The 21,886-nt window shown below is 45.8% G+C and carries 22 protein-coding genes; 15 read left to right on the forward strand and 7 right to left on the reverse strand.

Annotation, left to right across the window (positions count from 1 at the left end):
• The first annotated feature begins 580 nt into the window (after positions 1–580).
• From EGM68_RS07430 to EGM68_RS07440, 3 genes are all read left to right on the forward strand, one after another.
• Positions 581–3,478, forward strand: a complete 2,898-nt coding sequence (locus tag EGM68_RS07430; RefSeq protein ID WP_040101804.1) for a 2-oxoglutarate dehydrogenase E1 component — start codon at positions 581–583, stop codon at positions 3,476–3,478.
• Positions 3,479–3,483: 5 nt separating this feature from the next.
• Positions 3,484–4,779: a 2-oxoglutarate dehydrogenase complex dihydrolipoyllysine-residue succinyltransferase gene (odhB, locus tag EGM68_RS07435; protein ID WP_129548935.1), complete on the forward strand. Its 1,296-nt coding sequence runs from the start codon at positions 3,484–3,486 to the stop codon at positions 4,777–4,779.
• A 141-nt stretch (positions 4,780–4,920) separates the two neighbouring features.
• Complete coding sequence (locus EGM68_RS07440; protein WP_129548936.1) at positions 4,921–5,451, forward strand: YfiT family bacillithiol transferase; 531 nt, start codon at positions 4,921–4,923, stop codon at positions 5,449–5,451.
• Positions 5,452–5,552: 101 nt separating this feature from the next.
• On the opposite strand, the gene EGM68_RS07445 is transcribed toward EGM68_RS07440, so the two are convergent.
• The 4 genes from EGM68_RS07445 to mnmL all read right to left on the reverse strand — a co-directional run bounded on the left by EGM68_RS07445 (position 5,553) and on the right by mnmL (position 9,273).
• Positions 5,553–6,557 (reverse strand): alpha/beta fold hydrolase, encoded by a 1,005-nt coding sequence (locus EGM68_RS07445; RefSeq protein WP_129548937.1) that lies wholly within the window; start codon positions 6,555–6,557, stop codon positions 5,553–5,555.
• A gap of 25 nt (positions 6,558–6,582) precedes the next feature.
• Positions 6,583–7,557, reverse strand: a complete 975-nt coding sequence (locus EGM68_RS07450; protein WP_013370063.1) for a type I phosphomannose isomerase catalytic subunit — start codon at positions 7,555–7,557, stop codon at positions 6,583–6,585.
• Between the two features lie 180 nt (positions 7,558–7,737).
• Positions 7,738–8,319 carry a tRNA 5-(aminomethyl)-2-thiouridylate-methyltransferase MnmM gene (gene mnmM, locus EGM68_RS07455; protein ID WP_013370064.1) on the reverse strand — a complete coding sequence of 194 codons (582 nt, stop codon included), beginning with the start codon at positions 8,317–8,319 and terminating at the stop codon, positions 7,738–7,740.
• Positions 8,320–9,273, reverse strand: coding sequence for a tRNA modification radical SAM protein MnmL/YtqA (mnmL, locus tag EGM68_RS07460; RefSeq protein ID WP_013370065.1), 954 nt, complete (start codon positions 9,271–9,273; stop codon positions 8,320–8,322).
• 307 nt (positions 9,274–9,580) lie between these two features.
• Here mnmL and EGM68_RS07465 point away from each other — a divergent pair, with 307 nt between their 5' ends.
• On the forward strand, positions 9,581–9,778 hold the full coding sequence (locus EGM68_RS07465; protein ID WP_013370066.1) for a hypothetical protein: 198 nt from the start codon (positions 9,581–9,583) through the stop codon (positions 9,776–9,778).
• Positions 9,779–9,882: 104 nt separating this feature from the next.
• Positions 9,883–10,596, forward strand: a complete 714-nt coding sequence (gene trmB / locus EGM68_RS07470; RefSeq protein WP_129548938.1) for a tRNA (guanosine(46)-N7)-methyltransferase TrmB — start codon at positions 9,883–9,885, stop codon at positions 10,594–10,596.
• 44 nt (positions 10,597–10,640) lie between these two features.
• Here the strand turns inward: trmB and EGM68_RS07475 are convergent, their stop codons facing one another.
• Together EGM68_RS07475 and EGM68_RS07480 are read right to left on the reverse strand one after the other, a co-directional pair.
• Positions 10,641–11,774, reverse strand: coding sequence for an MGDG synthase family glycosyltransferase (locus EGM68_RS07475; protein WP_481855351.1), 1,134 nt, complete (start codon positions 11,772–11,774; stop codon positions 10,641–10,643).
• 51 nt (positions 11,775–11,825) lie between these two features.
• A complete protein-coding gene (locus EGM68_RS07480; protein WP_013370069.1) occupies positions 11,826–12,353 on the reverse strand; it encodes a phosphatase PAP2 family protein in 528 nt (175 codons plus the stop codon).
• Between the two features lie 405 nt (positions 12,354–12,758).
• Here EGM68_RS07480 and EGM68_RS25660 point away from each other — a divergent pair, with 405 nt between their 5' ends.
• The 10 genes from EGM68_RS25660 to EGM68_RS07525 all read left to right on the forward strand — a co-directional run bounded on the left by EGM68_RS25660 (position 12,759) and on the right by EGM68_RS07525 (position 21,368).
• Complete coding sequence (locus EGM68_RS25660) at positions 12,759–12,896, forward strand: hypothetical protein (RefSeq protein ID WP_013370070.1); 138 nt, start codon at positions 12,759–12,761, stop codon at positions 12,894–12,896.
• Positions 12,897–12,952: 56 nt separating this feature from the next.
• Positions 12,953–14,191 (forward strand): glycosyltransferase family 2 protein, encoded by a 1,239-nt coding sequence (locus EGM68_RS07485; protein ID WP_040101802.1) that lies wholly within the window; start codon positions 12,953–12,955, stop codon positions 14,189–14,191.
• A 321-nt stretch (positions 14,192–14,512) separates the two neighbouring features.
• A complete protein-coding gene (gene infC / locus EGM68_RS07490; RefSeq protein ID WP_007429515.1) occupies positions 14,513–15,010 on the forward strand; it encodes a translation initiation factor IF-3 in 498 nt (165 codons plus the stop codon).
• Between the two features lie 20 nt (positions 15,011–15,030).
• Entirely contained in the window at positions 15,031–15,231 is a 201-nt protein-coding gene (gene rpmI, locus EGM68_RS07495; RefSeq protein WP_007429516.1) for a 50S ribosomal protein L35, read from the forward strand.
• Between the two features lie 53 nt (positions 15,232–15,284).
• On the forward strand, positions 15,285–15,644 hold the full coding sequence (gene rplT, locus EGM68_RS07500; protein WP_007429517.1) for a 50S ribosomal protein L20: 360 nt from the start codon (positions 15,285–15,287) through the stop codon (positions 15,642–15,644).
• Between the two features lie 367 nt (positions 15,645–16,011).
• Positions 16,012–17,049, forward strand: a complete 1,038-nt coding sequence (locus tag EGM68_RS07505; RefSeq protein ID WP_016820568.1) for a BMP family lipoprotein — start codon at positions 16,012–16,014, stop codon at positions 17,047–17,049.
• Between the two features lie 138 nt (positions 17,050–17,187).
• Positions 17,188–18,726 carry an ABC transporter ATP-binding protein gene (locus tag EGM68_RS07510; RefSeq protein ID WP_129548940.1) on the forward strand — a complete coding sequence of 513 codons (1,539 nt, stop codon included), beginning with the start codon at positions 17,188–17,190 and terminating at the stop codon, positions 18,724–18,726.
• Positions 18,719–19,798: an ABC transporter permease gene (locus EGM68_RS07515; RefSeq protein ID WP_058829242.1), complete on the forward strand. Its 1,080-nt coding sequence runs from the start codon at positions 18,719–18,721 to the stop codon at positions 19,796–19,798. The genes EGM68_RS07510 and EGM68_RS07515 overlap by 8 nt, the downstream gene beginning before the upstream one ends.
• Before the next feature lies 1 nt (position 19,799).
• Complete coding sequence (locus tag EGM68_RS07520) at positions 19,800–20,759, forward strand: ABC transporter permease (protein WP_010349245.1); 960 nt, start codon at positions 19,800–19,802, stop codon at positions 20,757–20,759.
• Between the two features lie 258 nt (positions 20,760–21,017).
• The gene (locus EGM68_RS07525; protein WP_064963923.1) at positions 21,018–21,368 is read left to right on the forward strand and encodes a hypothetical protein; all 351 of its coding nucleotides are present in this window, start codon (positions 21,018–21,020) and stop codon (positions 21,366–21,368) included.
• Positions 21,369–21,402: 34 nt separating this feature from the next.
• On the opposite strand, the gene EGM68_RS07530 is transcribed toward EGM68_RS07525, so the two are convergent.
• The gene (locus EGM68_RS07530) at positions 21,403–21,843 is read right to left on the reverse strand and encodes a GNAT family N-acetyltransferase (RefSeq protein ID WP_013370078.1); all 441 of its coding nucleotides are present in this window, start codon (positions 21,841–21,843) and stop codon (positions 21,403–21,405) included.
• Positions 21,844–21,886: the final 43 nt, after the last annotated feature.

Genomic DNA, 21,886 nt, shown 5'->3' on the forward strand with positions numbered 1-21,886 from the left:
CTTTCGCTTTCAAAGCGGTTTTTAGATGCCTAAGTAAAATAATAGTGAAAAGTAGGAAAATTGTACAGAAAAGTGACTTTAATGTCACTTTAAGTTTGAATTTGCATCGTATCGGCAACTTAAATAACCAGCCATCGGTTGATATCCGACAGCTGGTTATTTAAGTTGCCATGTGCTTGATTTCTGAATCACAAAAGGGTGTCAATCTCCAATCTTAATTAAGCTAAATCCTCGCCATTTATAGCGATTACTTTTATATACCAGTCACAGATTTAAGTTCGTGATTAGGATATCCGTTTATATCACATCCTAGATCTTTAAATGATAAAGACTACAGAATTACAGAATAGCCCGATTCATCTCATTTACGCATGGATATGTTGAGAAAAAGGAAATGCTCATAGCTAGAAAACTTTATACAATGAAAGAGAAATAAGCACTGTGAAATTCGACTTTTGATCATGGATTTCATATAATGTGAACATAATGTGAATTGCTTAAATTAGAGATTTAACAAAACGACAAAATGGAAATGATTTCCGTCCAGCTATGAATTTCAAAATTTGACGGAGGGAACGAGATGACAATGGAAGAGAGCAGCAGACAGGTACCTTGGCAGACGTATTACGGACCTAATCTAGGTTATGTGCAGGACCAGTATGAAAAGTATGTAGCGGATCCCGGAACGGTTGATCCGGCTTACCGCGAGCTGTTTGATCAATGGGGCGAGCCGCCACAATCCGAATATTCGGCTGCTTCCATGATAGACAACAAATTACAAGGCCCCCCCGTAAATGCTTTGGGGCACCTTGATTCGAACACATTACAGAAAGCGGTTACAGCGGGCAAAATGGTGTGGAATATCCGTGAATACGGACATTTGGCCGCCCAAATCGATCCACTGGGACTGGATGCAGAGCAGGATACACGTCTGCTTGATCCAGCATCTTACGGTTTAACTGAACAAGACCTAAAGGCTTTTCCAGCCTCTTTAATATGGGATAACGCTCCAGCGGGAACACTGAACGGGTGGGAAGCCATTCAACGGCTACGTGTAGCATACACAGGACCGATTGCCTATGAATTTAGTCATATTCATAACGAGGAGGAACGCCGCTGGCTGAACAGCTATGCAGAATCCGGCTGGTCCTCCAAGCCACTTACAACACAGGAACGCAAGTCGTTGCTGGGCAGATTGGTAGAAGTAGAACAGTTCGAAGAGTTCTTGCATAAAACATTCGTCGGGCAGAAGCGTTTTTCCATTGAGGGTAATGATGTGCTTGTCCCTGTACTCGACGAGGTTATTCGTCTAACCACCAATGCAGGAGCAAGTCATGTCCTGATGGGAATGGCGCATCGTGGTCGTCTGAATGTATTGGCACATGTGCTGGGCAAGCCTTATAGCAAAATTTTCTCTGAATTTCATCATTCCCCGAATAAGGATCTGATTCCGTCGGAAGGTTCCACTGGAATTAACTACGGCTGGACTGGGGATGTAAAATATCATCTGGGTGCGGATCGTTTTGTGAAAGATGGGGAAGCCGTCCAGGCCCGTCTGACATTGGCGAACAACCCAAGTCACCTGGAATATGTGAATCCGGTGGTGCAGGGATTTTCGCGTGCGGCACAGGAAGATCGCAGTGAGGCTGGTTATCCGAAGCTAGACGTTAGCAAGGCAGCTACCATTATTATGCACGGTGATGCAGCGTTCCCGGGTGAAGGTATCGTAGCCGAATCACTCAATTTCACCAATTTGCGCGGCTTCCGTAATGGCGGCACAGTGCATATCATTGTGAACAATCGTCTGGGCTTTACGACAGAGAGTGTTGATTCACGTTCGACCCGTTATGCCAGCGATCTGGCCAAGGGCTACGAAATTCCAATTGTACACGTGAATGCGGATAATCCTGAGGCTTGTATTGCAGCGGCTCGTATGGCTGGTGAGTACCGTAATCGCTTCAAGAAGGATTTTCTGATTGATCTGATTGGTTACCGTCGTTATGGTCACAATGAATCCGATGATCCGGAAACAACTCAACCGCTGGTGTATCGCAAGGTAAAGAATCATCCAACGGTGAGCAAATTATATGCTCAAAAGCTGATGAAGCAGGGCATAGTGGATGAAGCATTTAGTGCTGGCCTCATTGAGAAGGTCCAAAACCGACTGAAGGAAGCACATGAGCATGTGAAGAATCAACCGGAGGAGGAGCCTGAATTTACTGCTATGAAGGCGAAAAAGAATCAGAGCACACCGGTCCGTACTGCGGTTGAAATGAAAAAACTGCGTCAAATTAATGAAAATTTACTCAAATGGCCACAGGCTTTTCATGTATATCCGAAGCTGGAACGAATTTTACAGCGTAGAAAAACCGCTCTGAACGAGGGTGAAAAGGTAGATTGGAGCTTGGCGGAGACACTCGCTTTAGCTACCATTCTAGCAGACGGCAAGCCTATTCGTATGACAGGTCAGGATGCGGAGCGAGCTACTTTTGCTCACCGTAACCTTGTGCTGCATGAGCCTGAAACCGGGCGTACCCATTGCCCGCTGCATACATTGCCGGAAGCACGTGCTTCGTTCAGTATTCATAACAGTCCATTGTCTGAGGCATCAGTCCTCGGCTTCGAGTATGGCTATAACGTGTTTTCTCCTGAGACGTTGGTCATTTGGGAAGCGCAATTCGGTGATTTTGCCAACTGTGCGCAGGTTATTTTCGACCAATTCATTTCCGCTGGCCGTGCTAAATGGAGACAGAAGTCCAGTCTGGTGATGCTGTTACCGCATGGTAGTGAAGGACAAGGACCTGAGCATACGAGTGCACGTCTGGAGCGTTTCCTCCAGTTGTCTGCACAAAATAACTGGACTGTCGCCAATTTGAGCAGCGCCTCACAGTATTTCCATCTGCTGCGCCGTCAGGCTGCATTAAGCGAAAGTGAGGAAGCTCGCCCGCTTGTGATGATGTCGCCGAAGAGCCTGATTCGCAACAATCGTGTCGCTTCGCCTGCTTCTGAATTCAGTGAGGGAACATTCCGTCCTGTGTTGGAGCAATCTGGTCTGGGATCACGTCCGGATCGGGTAGAGCGCATTGTACTGTGCAGTGGCAAGATTGCCATTGATCTGGAGGAAGCGTTGGAGAAGGATAAAAACGGGAATGAAGCAGAGGAGCGTTTGCACATTATTCGTGTGGAGCAGCTATATCCTTTCCCGGCAGAGGAAATTCGGAATATTTTTAGTCGCTTCCCACGTGTTAAGGAGTTCGTATGGGCTCAGGAAGAACCTAAAAATATGGGGGCCTGGAGTTATATGGAGCCTCGTCTGCGGGAGGTTGTGCCACAGGGAGCAGAAATTCGCTACGCAGGCAGACCAGATCGTTCCAGCCCGGCGAGCGGTTATCAGCAAGTACACAGCCTAGAACAACAGCGAATTATTCAATCGGCGTTGAAGCAGGATTCCAAAAACAATATTACACTGGGGAGGTAGCGGCTGTGAGTGATATTATAGTGCCAGCAATGGGAGAATCCATCACGGAAGGAACAATCTCCAAATGGCTTGTAAAGGAAGGAGATTCCGTAGGACAGGGAGATGTTCTACTGGAGCTGGAAACGGATAAGGTTAATCTGGAAATTAGCGCCGAAGAAGCAGGTGTAGTCCAGAAAATCCTTCGTCAAGAGGGGGATACTGTAATTATCGGTGAAGCTGTTGGCTTGATCGGAAGCGGCAGTGGTGCGGAAGCAACTGGTGCTGGAGAAGCCGCAGCGACTCAAGCGCCTGAAGCGCCGTCCGTAGCAACTTCACCGACTTCCGTAGAAAGCGGCAGTAAAGCAGTAGAAAAGTCTGCGCCGCCCATCCCCTCCAATAGTGACGGGAATGGTCAGACGGCATCACCATCCGCCCGGAAGCTGGCGCGTGAGCGCGGGATTGACCTTGAGCAGGTACAGGGAAAGGACCCGCTTGGACGTGTGTTTCAGGAGGACGTAAAAACGCATAACAGCGCTGAAGTATCACGTGCAGCATCTGTACCTGCGTCTCCCGCTGCTGGCAAGTCTGTGTCACCGTCTCCAGCTCAAACAGAGTACAGCAAGCCTGTGGAACGGCAGCGGATGTCCCGTCGGAGAGCGACGATTGCCAAGCGTCTTGTTGAAGCACAGCAAACAGCCGCCATGCTTACCACTTTTAATGAAGTGGATATGACCGCTATTCTTGATGTGCGCAAACGCCGTAAAGATAAGTTTAAGGAGAAACACGATGTAGGGCTGGGTTTTATGTCCTTCTTTACAAAGGCAGTGGTTGGCGCGCTCAAGCGCTTCCCTACTGTGAATGCAGAAATCAATGGCGATGATATCGTACTGAAAAAATACTATGATATCGGGATTGCTGTATCTGCCAAGGAAGGTTTGGTCGTTCCCGTTGTCCGGGATGCTGATCGGCTTGGTTTTGCTGAAATTGAAAAGAGCATTGCCGATTTGGCTAGCAAAGCTCGTTCCAATTCACTTTCTTTGGCGGACTTGCAAGGAGGAACCTTTACCATAACCAATGGAGGTATTTTCGGTTCCCTGCTGTCTACGCCAATTCTGAATACGCCGCAAGTGGGTATTTTGGGAATGCATAAAATCCAACTTCGCCCGATTGCCATCGACGAGGAACGTATGGAAAATCGTCCAATGATGTATATCGCGTTGTCCTATGACCACCGCATTATTGATGGTAGCGAGGCGGTCCGTTTCCTGGTAACGGTCAAAGAATTGCTGGAAGATCCCGAATCATTGTTGCTGGAAGGATAAAATATATCATTCGAGTGTATCTCCCTTGTACGTGCATGACAAAAGCAGACTCTTGCGGGTCTGCTTTTTTTCCTGCATAGTTATAACATAAGGCTATAGACAATTGCAGACATTCAGATACAGAGAAGGGCGGGAACTGTTTTGGACAAAGACTTGCGCTACCCGATTGGACCGTTCGTGGTTCCAGAACCCATTACAGAAGAACAGTTGACCACATGGATCGACGACATTGCTGAATTGCCTGGACAATTGCGTCAGGCGGTCAAAGGACTAAATGAGCAGCAGTTAAATACGCCTTATCGTGAAGGAGGATGGACGATAAGGCAGGTTGTTCATCATTTGGCAGACAGCCATATGAACAGCTATATCCGTTTTAAGCTAGCGCTGACAGAAGATACACCGACAATCAAACCCTATGATGAGGGGCGCTGGGCCGAAATACCAGATGCCAGAGAGCTTCCCCTAGAACCTTCGTTGCAATTGCTGGAAGGACTGCATGAACGATGGGTGACCATGTTGCGTTCATTGGGGGAAGATCAGCTACACCGAACGTTTATTCATCCTGAATCGGGCCAGACGATCCGTCTGGAACGAAACATTGGCATCTATGCCTGGCATGGCAAGCATCACACAGCTCATATTACTTCCCTGAAAGAACGAAATGCATGGTAATTAATTCAAAAATGATGCCCTGATGAAATATAAAGGAATACAAAAGAAGCCTTTAAAGCCACTTCTATCATGCTTTAAAGGCTTCTTTTGCTAATTTCTCACTAGGAAGATGACTTGGGCGAAGCTGATAAAGCGGATGCTTCGGAGGCTCCAGACCCAACGGAAACAGAGGTTGCCCCTGTATTAATATGACGGTCGAGCCAGTCCACGATGTCACTCATTACCTCGTCGCGATTTGTTTCATGCAACATCTCATGGCGACCATCAGGATAAAGGCGATACTCCAAGTCTTGAAGCTCCAGGTTTCGATACATATCCACTAGCGACAACACACCTTTTCCGAACAAGCCCACCGGATCACGATCCCCGGCAAAAATATAAACGGGCAGTTTGGGATTAATGTTTTTCAACGAGGAAGGCCAGTGAATTTCTTGCAAAAGTCTAAAGAAATCGAGGAAAAAGCCTGTCGTGCAAATGGCTCCACATAGTGGGTCGTGCACGAACTGATCTACTTCCTCAGGATCACGGGACAGCCAGTCGAACGCTGTGCGCACAGGACGAAAAGCACGGTTAAAGCCGCCAAAGACCATAGCGTTGAGCAGCATGCTACGATGATCCATTCCTTGCAGTTTGGCTTGCAGCAGAGCAACCTGTTCTCCGAGTTTCAGCAGACTACGTCGTCCGTTGGTTCCCGATAAAATAAACCCGTGATACGCCTGTTGATCATCATACATAATTTTCTGGGTTAAAAAGGAGCCCATGCTGTGACCCAGTAAAAAACGAGACTGATCAGGGAATTCCTTGGCCGCAATTTCGCCTAGCTCCAGCATGCCTTTTGCCATTCGGTTGAATGCATTGGCTCCCGGCATACCGAGCTTATCAGGATCACCAGCTGTGCGCCCGTGGCCGATATGATCGTTGGCATACACACCGTAGCCAGAAGCGGTAAGCTTTTCGGCCAGCCGAATGTAGCGGTAGGACGTCTCACACATGCCATGCGAAACTTGAACGATTCCCTTGATGGGAATGTTCGGCTCGGGCAGCCATCGATAAGCAAATAGCTCTGTTCCGTCATCTTCAGCGATGGTGAAGGTGTATTCCCGCATGATTAGACATCACATCCTTTAAGCTTTAAGGAAGATAAGATCTAAGTACGGTCATTCCGTCATTTAGCGTGTAACCGCCCAAATTAGCAGGGAGCAGGAAGCAATCTCCAGCTTTACAGGAAAGAGACTCCGTATTATTGTCCCATGTTATGGTCCCACTGCCTTCGCAAATTACAAGAATAGTGAAGCTGTCTTCCGTTGTAGAAAGTGCCCAACTTCCATCTACGATACCCTTTTCCACAACAAAATACTCACAGGATGCCAGTTGGAGCCATTCTCCAGGCTGCAGGCCGTCCGTTTTCATCGTTGTTGCGCCTGCACCTTCGTAGGAAGTTACATTAAGGGAGTCCTCGATGTGCAACTCACGAGGTTTGCCGTCCAGACCGGGGCGATTATAGTCATATAAACGATAGGTTGTATCCGAATTTTGCTGAATTTCAGCAACCACTACACCCGCACACAGTGCATGCACGGTTCCAGCGGGGATGAAGAATGTATCGCCAGCTTCAACTGGAACTTGGCGCAAACTGCCCATGATATCTCCGCTTTCAAGAGCTGTACGCAGACTTTCACGAGTTACACCTTCGGTCAGACCATAAATGATTTTGGCATCAGGCTTGGCATCAAGCACGTACCACATTTCGGTTTTTCCTAATTCTCCAGCTGGAAGTCCGGCGTAATCATCCGTCGGATGCACCTGAACAGATAAATCATCATTGCAATCCAGCAGCTTGATCAAAAGTGGAAAACGTCCGCCTTTTTTCGATACGCCCTTTGCCCCAAGCCAATCCTGTCCGTAAGTCTGGCGGATTTCATCCAGCCCTTTTCCAGCCAGCTCGCCATTGATGACCGTTGTTGTTCCGTTCGGATGATCGGCAATCATCCATCCTTCACCAATATGTCCTTCTGGTGGGGTTAGACCAAATTGTTCTAAGGCCCGTCCTCCCCAAACTCTCTCTTTGAACTCAGGTTGGAATTGCAGCGGGTATGGCTTTAGCATGATTTCTCTCCTCCATAATGAGTAATGAGTACGATCTAACAGAATCAGGCAATTAAAACGTGCCGCTGGGCAATAAACCGGAAGAATAGACCCATATGGCGCTATAAAATATATGTAAGGCGGCTAAAAAGCCGCTCATTACCTAAATATGCGAGAATATGCGAGTTTAACAACTCGACATTATTTCTTTTCAACCGCCACTACGTAAGGTGAAGCGTCTCGTTGTAGTTGACGGTAAATAATGCTTTGACCGCTGGAGACTGGGAGGGTAGAAGCCCAATGAAGAACAGCTTCCGCTTCTTCCCTGCCTCCAGCATGCCCTGGATATAATACGGCAGTCAAAATACCACGCGGTCGCAGCAATTGCAAGGCAGCTTCAAGTGCGACGAGCGTGCTGTCTGTATGCGTGATGACCGTAGGATCGGCGCCTTCGGACGGTAAGTAGCCAAGGTTAAACATGACCGCAGCCACTTTACCATGCAGCAGGTCTGGGACGACCTCCCGCATGTGCTCATGGCCTTGCAGCAATAGTGATACTTCCGCTAATGAAGGGGAGGTGTCTTCTTCCAGTCGACGACGAGCGTAATCCAAAGCTGCTTGCTGGATATCGAAGCCATAGACGCGGCCCCGTTTGCCAGCAGCTTTAGCCAGAAACAACGTATCTGCTCCTGTGCCGACGGTGGCGTCTACGGCAGTATCGCCTGGCTGCACCCGCGCAGCTACTAATTGATGAGCATAGCTCAGAACAGACAGGAATCCCATTTAAGACTTCCTCCAGTATTTTCCCTGCCACGTTTCACGTGATTTCAGTTCATTATCAATGCCGTTGAGCACTTCCCATTTTTTAAGCGACCACATGGGGCCCATCAGTAAATCGCGTGGTGCATCTCCAGTCAACCGATGAACGATCATTTCAGGGGGTAAAAACTCCAACGTATCTACAATAAGCTTAATGTACTCGTCCTTTTCCAGAAAGCGTAGCAATCCTGCTTCGTACTGCTTGACCATTGGCGTTTTACGCATGAGATGCAGCAGATGGATTTTGATGCCCTGCACATCCATAGCGGCTACTGCACGTCCTGTATCGAGCATCATTTCATGCGTCTCCTGCGGTAGGCCATAAATGATGTGGGCGCACACACGGATATTCCGCTTGCGCAGTTTTTCCACTGCATCCAGATAGCACTGAGTATCATGAGCACGATTAATCAGCTCGGAGGTCGATTCATGAACGGTTTGCAGACCCATTTCGACCCACAGATACGTGCGTTCGTTCAGCTCGGCTAGATAATCGACTACATCATCAGGCAGGCAATCGGGACGTGTAGCGATGGACAAACCGACAACACCGGGCTGCTCCAAAATAACCTCGAAATATTCTCGCAGTTCCTCAACCGGGGCATACGTATTGGTGTAGGCTTGAAAATAGCCAATATATTTAGCGTTGGGCCATTTTAAATGCTGACGATCCCGAATCGTATTGAACTGGGTGACCAAATCATCACGGCGACGTCCGGCAAAATCACCTGATCCGCGTGCACTACAAAAGGTACAGCCCCCTTTGGCAATGGAACCATCGCGGTTTGGGCAAGTAAAACCCGCATCCAGCATGACTTTAAACACTTTATTTTGAAATTGCTCGCGCATTTCGTAATTCCATGTATGGAACCGTTTATCTCCCCAGAGGAGAGGAGCAGGCAACAAATCTGTTTTCATGGGAGGACTCCTTTTTTTACGATCACCCTATTGTAACAAAATTCAATCTTAAATGGGAATCACTTGCCCGAGAAAGTCATTAAAAAGTGCTGATTTTATAGCTTTGCGGATTGAAAAAGGTTACACAATATGTTATATTGTAAGCGGTACCAGACATATGATAAAAGGACTGTTTTTGATCCTGAAGATAAAAAGTTATCAGTTGCTAATGACTATTCTTCAGGGAGGCAGCTATGCTGTTTCTATCGCCTGCTTTAGGGGAAGTGCACGTCGGTTCCATCACAAATAACCCGTGAGGTGATCTTTTATGAATACGCAGGATAAGACGCGTATGGATAAAGTTACTGTTGAGTTAACCTTTGATGAGGCGTTAGCATTGACTGGTGTCCGTTTTGGGCAGGATCGTCAGATTGGAACGGCCGCACGTCAAAAAATCAGAGCCGCTTGCCAAAAGACAATTGATTTTTCACCTGCTGATGGGGTAGACTATGAACAATTAAATTAGTTGGACCCCAATCCAAATATATTGAAAAAGGAATTTCATTTCCGTATCTTCAAGCGGGGGTGAAATTCCTTTTTCCTTGATAACAGAGTATATGGAGGAGTAACATGCGTTTACGCGGAAGAAAAGGAATACGTGAAAGTCTGGAAGAACAGCAAGATCTGGTCATTTTGGAACCATCACAGTATAAGGGGAAATGGCAGCAGTTATTTGGTAATGATCGTCCCATTCATGTGGAATTTGGTATGGGTAAAGGGCAATTTATAAGCCAAATGAGCTACCGTAATCCAGAGGTTAACTATATCGGCTTTGATATGTATGACGAGCTGGTTCGCCGTGCTACAGAAAAGTCTCGTCTGGCCTGGAGTGAATCAGAAGTTGTTACACCACCCAACATCAAATTGGCACTGGCAAACATCGAACAGATCGACAATGTTTTCGAACCAGGAGAAGTAGAGCGCATTTATCTGAATTTTAGCGATCCTTGGCCTAAAGCCAAGCATGCACGCCGTCGTTTGACGCATCCGCGTTTTTTGGACAAGTATCGTCAGCTTCTGAACAGCAAAGGACAAATTCATTTTAAGACGGACTCGGAGACATTGTTTGAGTTTTCTCTGAATTCATTCGCTGATAGTGGTCTACAAATGACGAATATTTCGTTAAACCTTCATCGTGATGGAATCAATGAGGAGCATGTCATGACAGAGTATGAACAAAAGTTCATGGGTAAAGGTATGAATATTCATCGTGTCGAGGTGCTGATTGGTAAAGAAGCTTTGGAAGAGTACGAAAAAATACGCCTTGAAAAATATGGAAATTAAAAGCGGGCAAAATAAATAAAGTAAACAAGACAGGGTGCTTCCTTTTAGGAAAGCACCCTGTTTGGTTCCAGTATATCCAAAATACTCTGTGCGCTCTGAAGAGGATAATATCGCGCTACATTATGGATGTGCTCCTGTCGCTTGCGAACGATTTCTGGAAAATCGTATAGCAGTCGGTTCATCCATTTAACGACAACATCCAGCGAAGTAATCGGTTCTCCGAAGCCTTGAGCCGTAAAGTACTGACAATTTTCCTCTTCCTGTCCAGGGAGAGGCTTGTGAAACAGCATCGGAATCCCTTTGGCCAGCCCCTCGGTGCATGTCATTCCACCGGGTTTGGTAATGAGCAGATTCGACACTTCCATTAATTTGTCGATTTCCCGTGTAAATCCGAAAATATGAATATTTGGATGATTAAACCGAGGATCCAGCTCCATTTTACGACGAATTTTATCATTATGCCCCAAACAAAAAATAAATTGAATCTTTTCTCTCCAATCGGTAAGCGAACGATGTATGACTTCGTCGTTCATCAGGCCCCAGCCGCCGCCCATAACAAGTACTGTCGGGATGGGTTTAAGTCCAAATTGTTCTCTAATTTCATCGTGCCCTGGATGTTCCCAAAAATTAGGATGAACCGGAATGCCGGTCACTTGGATTTTTGATACAGGTACTCCGCGCGCGCGCAGCTTACGCATGACTTCAGGCGTAGATACAAAGTACCGGTCAACCTCAGGAGTAATCCATGTTCCATGTGCATCGTAGTCTGTTATGACGGTACACAGCGGGACATGTAAGCCTAAGCGCTTCAAACGTGAAATGACCGCGCTTGGGATGGGGTGAGTACATACCACCAAATCGGGACGAAGCTGCCGAAGAATATTCCGGGTCTGTGTGTAGAACAGACGGTGCAAAGCGAGCGTTGTAAGACGGTTTAATGATTTTTTGTATTGATGACGGTAAACCAATCCGACTAGGCGAGGCTGCGATACAACAGTCTTTTTGTATGCTGTAATAATAAGCGGGGCCATTCTCGGATTCAAAAAGCTCCCCAGCTCCAGCACTCTTGTCTGCACATCCGGAGAAAGCTTCCGCAAGCTGCTTGAGAGCGCGTAGGCAGCTTGAGTATGTCCGGCACCGAAACCTTCCGATAATAATAACACTCGTTTTTTAGCCACTCTCATTTCACCTGTTCCTGCTGGGATGTTCTCAATCATACCATATCGGCTTTAAGGCCAGAATGCAACCGTTCCTATTGCTGCAGACGTTCCGATGACTGCTCCTGCAAGTACATCCGTGGGATAGTGAAGCCCCAGGTAAATTCGAGAAAAACCTACAATTATCGCTACAGGCAACAGCAACAGTGCTAGCATGGGTGACTGCAGCATAAAAGGAACGGTAGCCGAAAAAATAGCGGTTGTATGCCCTGAGGGAAAAGAATGATCCGACAAGGGATTGCGGAATGTATTCGTACCTGGTAGCGCCAAGTACGGGCGTATCCGTGGATACAGTTTTTTGACGATAGCCACGGGAATGTGACTGACCGCAAGAGCGATAGCTCCCTTCATGCCGGAATCTTTCCATGGATACGGAGCGAGCCACCAAATCAGAAGCGTAGAGGCTATTGTAAAGGTAGCCCCGCCTAAATGTGTGAGATAATACAGCCAAAAGTTCAAAAAACGGTTGTGTAAGCGCCCGTTGATCCATTTGAACAATCGCTGCTCCAGATTTACAAGTTTTACGACTAGACGTTGCATTTGGTTTCCTCCGGTTGCCGGTTCAGGTCTGTCGGCAAATATTTTGAATCCATTTGACAGAATTAGATCTAAGTAATTATTCTCTTGCTCTCATCATATTTTTAAACGCTGTTCATTTCAAGAATCACCACTTACCTGGTTCAATTCTACACAAAAATGTTAATGGAATATAAGCCGTTTTGTATAACTTTCTTTGCGTTCATCCGTCTAATAAGATAGAGTGATTAGAAGTGGTTGCTAATTGGCCCACAAAAAGGAGGGACCAAAGAAATAAAAAGTTAGCAAATGGATGAAAATAAGACCTAAGCGTCATGAATGAGAGGTCCAGCGCCGCATTCTCGGTTCAAACGGGAATTTGTCGTGTTTTTTTGCTGCTGAGACCCGTTTAGGGGCTTTGACAAAAGATTGAAAACCAACGAAAATCGTAATGGCATTCCTGTGTCAGCCAAAAGGGGGCTGCGCAGAGCCAAAGAAGAAAGCAAGGGTCGGGTCAAAACTACAGAAAAGGCGCACAAAGCGCCGCAACTTGCGCTACACAGATAGAAAACAGACAAACGCAAGATTTTTAAAGGGGTATAAAAAGGGGGTAACAAGAGATCATGTTAGACGCTATTTTCGTGACGCTCCAGATCATACTGGCGTTGATCGCAGTCTATCAGTTTGCATTCTCCTTGTTCGGATTGGTTCGTAAGAAAAGGAAAGAGCAGGCGGCTCCAGAAAAATCATTTGCTATTTTAGTCGCTGCCCACAATGAAGAACAAGTTGTCGGAGCACTGATGGAAAATTTAAAGCAGCTTGACTATCCAAAGGAACTGTACGATGTATTCGTAATCTGTGATAACTGCACAGATAAGACAGCGGACATCGTTCGCGCTCACGGCATGAATGCTTGTGAACGTACGAATCCGAATTTGCGTGGTAAAGGCTATGCTATTGAGTGGATGCTCAAAGAGCTATGGGCTATGCCGCGTCAATATGATGCCATTGTCATGTTTGATGCCGACAATTTGGCGCATACCAATTTCCTGAGCGAAATGAATAATGATTTGTGCTCAGGTGCTCGTGTTATCCAGGGATACATTGATACTAAGAACCCTGAGGACTCTTGGATCACAGCAGCATACGGGGTATCTTATTGGTACATCAACCGTCTGTGGCAGTTGTCACGTCACAACCTGAATATGGCTAATTTCCTCGGTGGTACAGGCATGTGCTTTGAAACAAATCTGCTCAAGGAAATGGGCTGGGGTGCAACAAGTCTGGTAGAGGATTTGGAATTCACTATGCGTTGTACACAACGCAACGTATATCCAAGATTTAATTATGATGCCAAGGTGTATGATGAGAAGCCGTTGACGTTCAAAGCTTCTTCCAGACAGCGTCTGCGCTGGATGCAAGGTCACTTCACGGTTGCTCGTCGTTATTTCTTCCCGTTGCTGTGGCAGAGTATCAAGCATAGAAGCCTGATTAAATTCGATATGGCTCTTTATGGTCTGAACGTGTACATCGTACTGTTTACCTTTTTGATGACAGTAGCGATGTGGGTAGATATTGTATTATTTGGTGGTCCCAATATTGAAAATATCTACGTACAATTCCCTGCTTGGACCGGTTTTGTGGCTGTGAGTCTGAATATTATCACCTTTTTAATCGCGATGATCTTGGAAAAGGTCACGTTCAAAAAAGTATATCTGTACTTGCTGCTATTCCCAGTCTATCTGATTTCGTGGTATCCGATTACGTTCTATGCGTTCTTTACACAGAACAACAAGCAATGGAGCCACACCCAGCATACGCGTGTCGTTCGTCTGGAAGAGGTTCAGAGCAAGCAAGGCTAATTAACAATGAAGTAAGACTATGCAACCTACAGCGGATGTGTACACCTAATTTTTTATAAAAGTGTTGACGCCTCTGTAGTAGCATGATATGATATTTGAGTATGTTAATTGAAAAGTATGGATTAACAAGCAGAAGGTCCGACTTCTCACCTGTCCGGTATTGCCGGCTGGTCATGATCCAATGATTTGTGAATTGAACTTTCATGATGAATTGAGTATCAGACAGGGATGTCGGCTGCATAGTCGTCATCCCTTTTTTGTGCTTAAACACAATACAACAATAACAGGTTCTGGAGGTGGAGGGTTATTAGTAAGGAACATATGATCAATGATGAGATTCGAGTGAGAGAAGTACGTCTAGTTGGTGCAAACGGGGAACAAATCGGTATTAAACCGACTCGTGAAGCTCTGCAAATGGCTATTGATGCAAACTTGGATCTCGTGAACGTGGCGCCTCAAGCGAAGCCGCCCGTGTGTCGGATTATGGATTACGGTAAATTCCGCTATGAGCAACAGAAGAAAGAAAAGGAAGCCCGTAAAAACCAGAAGATCGTTGACATCAAAGAGGTATGGTTCCGTTCCAACATCGAGGAACATGACTACCAGACCAAGTTTCGCAATGTGGTGAAGTTCCTGAATGAAGGGGACAAGGTGAAATGCTCTGTTCGTTTCCGTGGTCGCGAAATTACCCATGCTAATGTGGGACAAAAAATTCTCGAACGTGTAAAAACGGAAGTTGCTGATCTTTGTACCGTGGAGCGCCAACCCAAGCTCGAAGGACGCAGCATGATTATGATATTGGCTCCAAAGAGTCAATGACAAATTAAGGAGGAAGTTCAATGCCAAAAATGAAAACACATAGCAGCCTTAAAGGCCGCTTCAAAATTACCGGTACTGGTAAAGTAACGCGTTACAAAGCTTACAGAAATCACTTGCTTTCCCACAAATCCAAACGTGCAAAACGCGTTCTGGGTACTAACCCTGAGATGGCACCTGGGGACGTTAGACGTCTGAAACAAGGTCTTGCTAACCTGAAATAGCATTAAGCACGGAAATAAATAAAGTATAAACATTATTTGGGAGGTCTTTTGATATGGCAAGAGTAAAGGGCGGATTCGTCGTTCGTCGTCGTCATAAAAAAGTATTGAAGCTTGCTAAAGGTTATTTTGGTTCCAAACACCGCATTTTTAAAACAGCTAACGAGCAGGTAATGAAATCGCTTGTTTACGCATACCGTGACCGTCGTCAGACGAAACGTAACTTCCGCAGACTGTGGATCGTGCGTATCAACGCAGCAGCTCGTTTGAATGGTTTGTCTTACAGCAAATTGATGCACGGTCTGAAATTGGCTGGTGTAGACATTAACCGTAAAATCTTGGCTGATCTTGCAGTCAATGATATTAATGCATTCAACTCTTTGGCAACTGTTGCTAAAGGTAAAATCAATGCTTAATTAAGGCGTGAAAACCGCGAAAGTGGTAACAAAGGTGTCCCGAGCAGTACGCTGTGTAGGGACGCCTTTTTTTGTACATACTTAACACTAAAAAGGACTTCGTTTTCTTCAAAATACGAATAAATATGACGTGTGATGATAGAATGTATGGATTTTTCGATTTTGTAACGCTTACATTTTTGGAATTCTAAAAAAAATTGACCCAAGGTTATTAATTGTCTAGATTTTAGCCGATCATAATTGTATAATCTCTAAAGTAAGTCTTCTGTACGATCTGTCTCGTCAGTAAATGACATGAAAATGATGTGCATTTTCTAAAGAAAAGAGACAATCCAGGGATCTAACACTAAGGGGGAACAGTATCAGCATGAAGAAATTGTTTAGTATGTCTTTGGTTATGCTGCTGGCGATCTCGGTCATTCTCGCAGGCTGCGGTAACAAAAATCAAGGTGCGTCCAACGCAAATGGTGGAGAAGCAGGCGGTTCTGCCAAAACATCAAATGTCCAACTTGGCATGGTTACAGATGTGGGTGGAGTAAACGACAAATCGTTTAACCAATCTGCTTGGGAGGCACTTCAAGCTATTGAGAAAGAATCAGGCGTTAAAGTTAAATACCTGCAAAGTAAATCCGACCAGGATTATATTCCTAACCTGAACCAATTCGTTAAGGGTGATTTCAACCTGACTTGGGGAATTGGTTTTAATCTGGCTAATGCGATTGGACAAGTAGCAAAAGACAATCCGAACAAAAACTTGGCAATCATTGACAGTGTTGTAGATGCGCCTAACGTTAAATCGGTTGTATTTGCTGAAAATGAAGGTTCCTTCCTGGTGGGGGTTGTAGCTGGTAAACTTACTAAAACAAACAAAATTGGTTTTGTGGGTGGACAAGACAGCCCGCTGATCAAACGTTTTGAAAAAGGATTTGAAGCAGGGATTAAGGCTGTTAATCCAAAAGCACAACTGATTGTGAACTATACGGGTGCGTTTGATAAGCCGGATCTCGGCAAGGCTGCTGCTGCAACGATCTACAACGACGGCGCTGATATTATTTTCCATGCAGCTGGTGGATCAGGAACAGGCGTATTTAACGAAGCACTCGCACGTAAGCAGCAAGGTCAGCAAGTATGGGTTATCGGCGTAGATAAAGACCAATCACTTGAGTTTGGTGACGAAGTAACACTAACGTCGATGGTAAAACGTGTAGATGAAGCGGTAAAACGCGTATCCCAAGAAGTAATTGACGGTAAGTTTAAGGGCGGTGTCGAAACACTGGCTCTGAAGGATAACGGAATTGGTTTGGCAGATACATCTACGAAAAACGTTCCTAAAGATGTGCTTGATCTTGTAGAACAATACAAGCAAAAAATCATTAAAGGCGAAATTACAGTTCCTTCGAAATAAGTTAGACTGAAGAACATAGAGGTGGCGACAAGGCTGGTTCATAAGACTAGCCTTGTTCTTACGTCTGGAGTTATAAGATTATAACGGTCAAAATCAGCTCATTGGAGCACATACTATAAAGTGTATAAGGGTGATCTCATGGATGCAGCGACCCCCGTCGTTGAGTTAAAGCAAATTACAAAACGATTCCCCGGCATCGTTGCCAACGACTCCATCAGCATCAAGCTGCATAAGGGAGAAATTCATGCCCTTTTGGGTGAGAATGGTGCGGGTAAATCTACGCTTATGAATATTCTTTTCGGACTATATCAGCCGGATGAAGGGACCATTGAAATGGGAGGAAACCCCGTACAGATTGATAGTCCTAATAAGGCGATTGATCTGGGGATCGGCATGGTACATCAGCATTTTAAGCTCGTACAGCCGTTTACCGTAACCGAAAATATTGTCCTTGGGTCGGAGCCACGTAAAGGTCTGAAAATCAATTATAAAAAGGCTGCCGCAGAAGTACAGCGGTTGTCTGAACAATACGGACTTCAGGTAAATCCGAATGCCAAAATTGAGGATATATCTGTTGGTATGCAGCAGCGTGTGGAAATTATCAAAACGCTCTATCGCGGTGCAGATATTCTGATTTTCGATGAGCCAACCGCGGTGCTGACACCGCAGGAAATCTCTGAGTTGCTGGAAATTATGAAGCGCTTAGTAGCTGAAGGCAAATCAATCATTCTTATCACTCATAAACTCAAAGAAATTATGCAAATTGCAGATACGGTTACGATCATTCGCCGAGGTAAAGTTATTGACACGGTCAAAACATCTGAAACAACACCAAATGAGCTGGCGGAGAAAATGGTGGGCCGTCGTGTGTCCTTTAAAGTGGATAAGAAGCTTGCCCAACCAGGACAAACTGTACTGGAAATGAACAAAGTAATTTCTAAAAACAAGGATGGCATTCATGTTCTGAATGAATTGAACCTGCAGGTTAAGGCGGGCGAGATATTGGGGATTGCTGGAGTAGACGGCAATGGACAGAGTGAGCTGATAGAAGCTTTGACAGGATTACGCAAGGTGGATAGCGGAAGTATCCGTTTGCTCGAAAAAGAACTGGCAAATCAGCCACCGCGCAAAATTTCAGAGGCAGGCGTTTCACATATACCGGAGGACCGCCATAAGCATGGATTGGTGCTCGATTTTTCCATGAGTGAAAATATGGTGCTGGAGACGTATTATCAGGCTCCTTACAGTAAAAATGGCTTCTTGAACAAGGATGCTATAGAAAAGCAGGCAAAAAGTCTTATCGAGAAGTTTGATGTTAGAACACCAGATATTCATACCAAGGCAAGATCGCTATCTGGTGGGAATCAGCAAAAGGCAATCATAGCGCGTGAAATTGATAAAAACCCAGACCTTCTCATTGCCGCGCAGCCTACACGCGGGCTGGATGTCGGGGCTATTGAATTTGTCCAGAAACAATTGATTGCCCAGCGGGATCAAGGTAAAGCAGTACTGCTCATTTCTTTTGAGCTGGACGAGATTATGAATGTATCCGATCGAATTGCTGTTATCTATGAAGGCAAGATTGTCGGGGAAGTGCTGCCTGAAGAAACGAATGACCAGGAACTGGGACTGATGATGGCAGGAAGTGCAGTGAAGAAAGGAGCAGAGAATGGCTAACTTATTAAAAATATTCACAAAAGACTCCTTTGTTCTGGCTCTAGTCTCTATTATTTTTGGCCTCATTCTGGGTGCTATCGTGATGATGATTGGCGGGTATGACCCTATTGTGGCTTATTCCGCTTTATTTAGCCGTGTGTATGGAGATTCCTACAACTTTGGCGAAGCGATCCGTGAGATGACTCCTTTGATTCTAACAGGATTGGCATTTGCTTTTGCGGCTCGTGCCGGGTTGTTTAATATCGGTGGCGAAGGGCAGTTTTTGGTCGGTATGACAGCTGCTTCGATTGTGGGCATCAAACTTCATGGGCTGCCTGCTATCATTCATGCACCGCTGGCTGTGATCGCAGGAGCAGTTTTCGGAGGCTTGTGGGCAGCGATTGCTGGCTATTTGAAGGCCAAGCGAGGCGTGAACGAAGTTATTACCTGTATTATGATGAACTGGATCGGCCTGTATTTGGCTAATTTGGTGATTAATCAGTTTGCACTTATGGAAGGCGAAAATCGCTCTGTGGATATCCAACCTTCCGCTTCCATTTCCATTGATTGGCTGTCCCAGATGATGGGGAATGCTCGGGTTCATTGGGGCACAGTTATTGCTGTGCTGGCGGCAGTGTTTTTCTATATTTTTATGTGGAAAACAAAGCAGGGCTATGAGCTTCGGGCTGTCGGATTTAATCAGGATGCATCCCGTTATGCAGGCATGAATGTAAATCGCAATATTATAAAAGCGATGTTTATTAGTGGTGTTTTTGCCGGATTGGCTGGTGCTTTTGAGGTGCTGGGGGTTTTCCATTATCAATCTGTCATGGCAGGGTCACCGGGAACGGGCTTTGACGGTATCGCTGTGTCTTTGATCGGGATGAATAATCCGTTCGGTGTACTGCTCGGTTCTGTTTTGTTCGGAACACTTACGTATGGTTCTGCGGGGATGAGCTTTAGCGCGGATGTACCGCCAGAAATTATCCGAGTAGTCATTGGCTCGATTATTTTCTTCATTGCGGCCCAAGGTATTGTGCGTTGGGTTGTAAAGCCGCTCTACTCCAAGCGGAAGAAAGAGAAGGTGTTGTAAAATGAGTTGGTTAACACTTGGTGAATTAATCCATACAACGCTCGTTTTTGCGACGGCGATTATTTTTGCGTCTCTTGGCGGAGTTTTTTCGGAAAAATCCGGTGTAACGAATCTGGGATTGGAAGGACTTATGGTATTTGGGGCGTTTGCGGCAGGTGTGGGCGGATTTTATGCCGAGCAAGCGGGACTAGGAGGCACCTCTGCGGCCTGGGTAGGTGTGCTGTCAGCTGCGGTGTTCGGTATTCTGGTTTCGCTCATTCATGCTGTTGCCTCTATTACGTTTAAAGCCGATCAGGTAATCAGCGGGATTGTCATTAACTTCTTGGCAGCAGGTAGTACCCTGTACATGGTTAAGCTGTTATTCGAGGGTGATGGTGACACTGGTCGAATTCAAGGCTTTAACGAGATATCCATCCCTTATCTTGTGGATATTCCGATTGCAGGAAAAGCATTTTTCCAAGCCTACCCAACGACATATCTAGCTATTCTATTAGTTATTATTGGCTACTTTACTTTGTATAAAACTCCGTTTGGCTTGCGTTTGCGTTCAGTAGGGGAGCATCCGGGTGCAGCCGATACCGTGGGGATCAAGGTCAATCGCCTTCGTTATATCGGTGTTATGATTAGTGGTGCGTTGGCTGGGATTGGTGGAGCAACAATCACTTTGACTACAACCAATATGTTCTCACATAATACCGTTTCGGGGCAGGGCTATATTGCTATTGCGGCTATGATTTTCGGTAAATGGAATCCGCTCGGTGCTTTTGGCGCGGCAGTGTTTTTCGGTTTTTCACAAGCCATTCGCAACTATGTGCAGTTGTTTGCATGGTCGCAAAGTATTCCCCAGGAAATTATTTTTATGTTGCCGTATCTCCTGACGATTATTGTGCTGGTGGCGGCAGTTGGACGTTCACGCGCTCCGGCTGCTTTGGGTCAACTGTATGATCCAAGCAAGCGTTAATAACTCATAGACAGCTGAATGTTTTTAAATATACGCGTTAGTGTATATGAAAATCTGGTATCTGCATGTGCAGGTACCAGATTTTTTTACATTGTGCAGGCATTTAAACATACGCTTCTGGCTTGAATGGAATAGACTGTGCTATGCAGATTGGACGGACGCTCGGCCCCTGTCAGCTCCAGTCTATTTTGTGGTGGTGGTAAGCTATCAAGGAGCCGTTCAATCTGTCCATCCGTTGAGAAAGAAGGAGGAAATACGATGAAACAGGCAGTAACCAGAAAGCAGGTGGAGAAGCTTGTCGGCAAAGTCATCTTCGCTACACGTAAGGATGGCTCCCGGGTCAGTGGCAAGCTGATTCGCATTTCGGGTAACCGACTGATTCTCCAACCAAACCGTAAGAAAAAAGTAAACACGAAGGCGATTATTCCACTGGTGCTTTTTGATTTGCTTGCCATTGGGACAGCTCCATACGTGGGTGCCTACGCTGGCTACGGTCCAGGATATGGAGGACCAGGCTATGGAGGGCAGGGATATGGTCCACAGTATGGACCGTACACAGACGGGGGCTACCCTGGGGTAGGCAATCCTTTTTACCCTAACTTTTTTTAGTTTTACAAAATCACGACCCTGAAAACCATACTTTTCACAGTGACTTTTCGAGTTCGTGACATCGGCTTAGAGCCACATATCGTAGCATGTGGTATTGATGGCGTAGATAAAAATGGATCCCTCGCACATTGTCTTCGTCCACCATCACTTTAGCCCGCTTGCAACGTCGCAGTCGGCCGTATTGCTCGGCATACTCCAGCAACTTTTTTCCGTATCTTTTACCTTGATGAGCCGAAGAAATTGCGATCAAATCAATGTATAATAGTTCTCCATGCAGCATAACATGAATGAAGCCAACAACCTGTGCATTATCCGGTCTGCAAGCTACAAAAGTGATGCCCCGGTTTAAGCGCCGGGGTAATTCTTTACGTATTTGATCCATTTCTTGGGCACTTAAATGCGATAGAGGGACAAGTTCTTGCTCGATTAGACGAAATATCATGTTGTCATCTTGGGCGCATCGTTTGCGAATCATAAACGGGCCTCCTTTTTACCCTTTTAACAAGATATGACTTGGT

The sequence above is a fragment of the Paenibacillus sp. M-152 genome, from assembly GCF_003856555.1.
GTDB classification, from domain to species: domain Bacteria; phylum Bacillota; class Bacilli; order Paenibacillales; family Paenibacillaceae; genus Paenibacillus; species Paenibacillus polymyxa_C.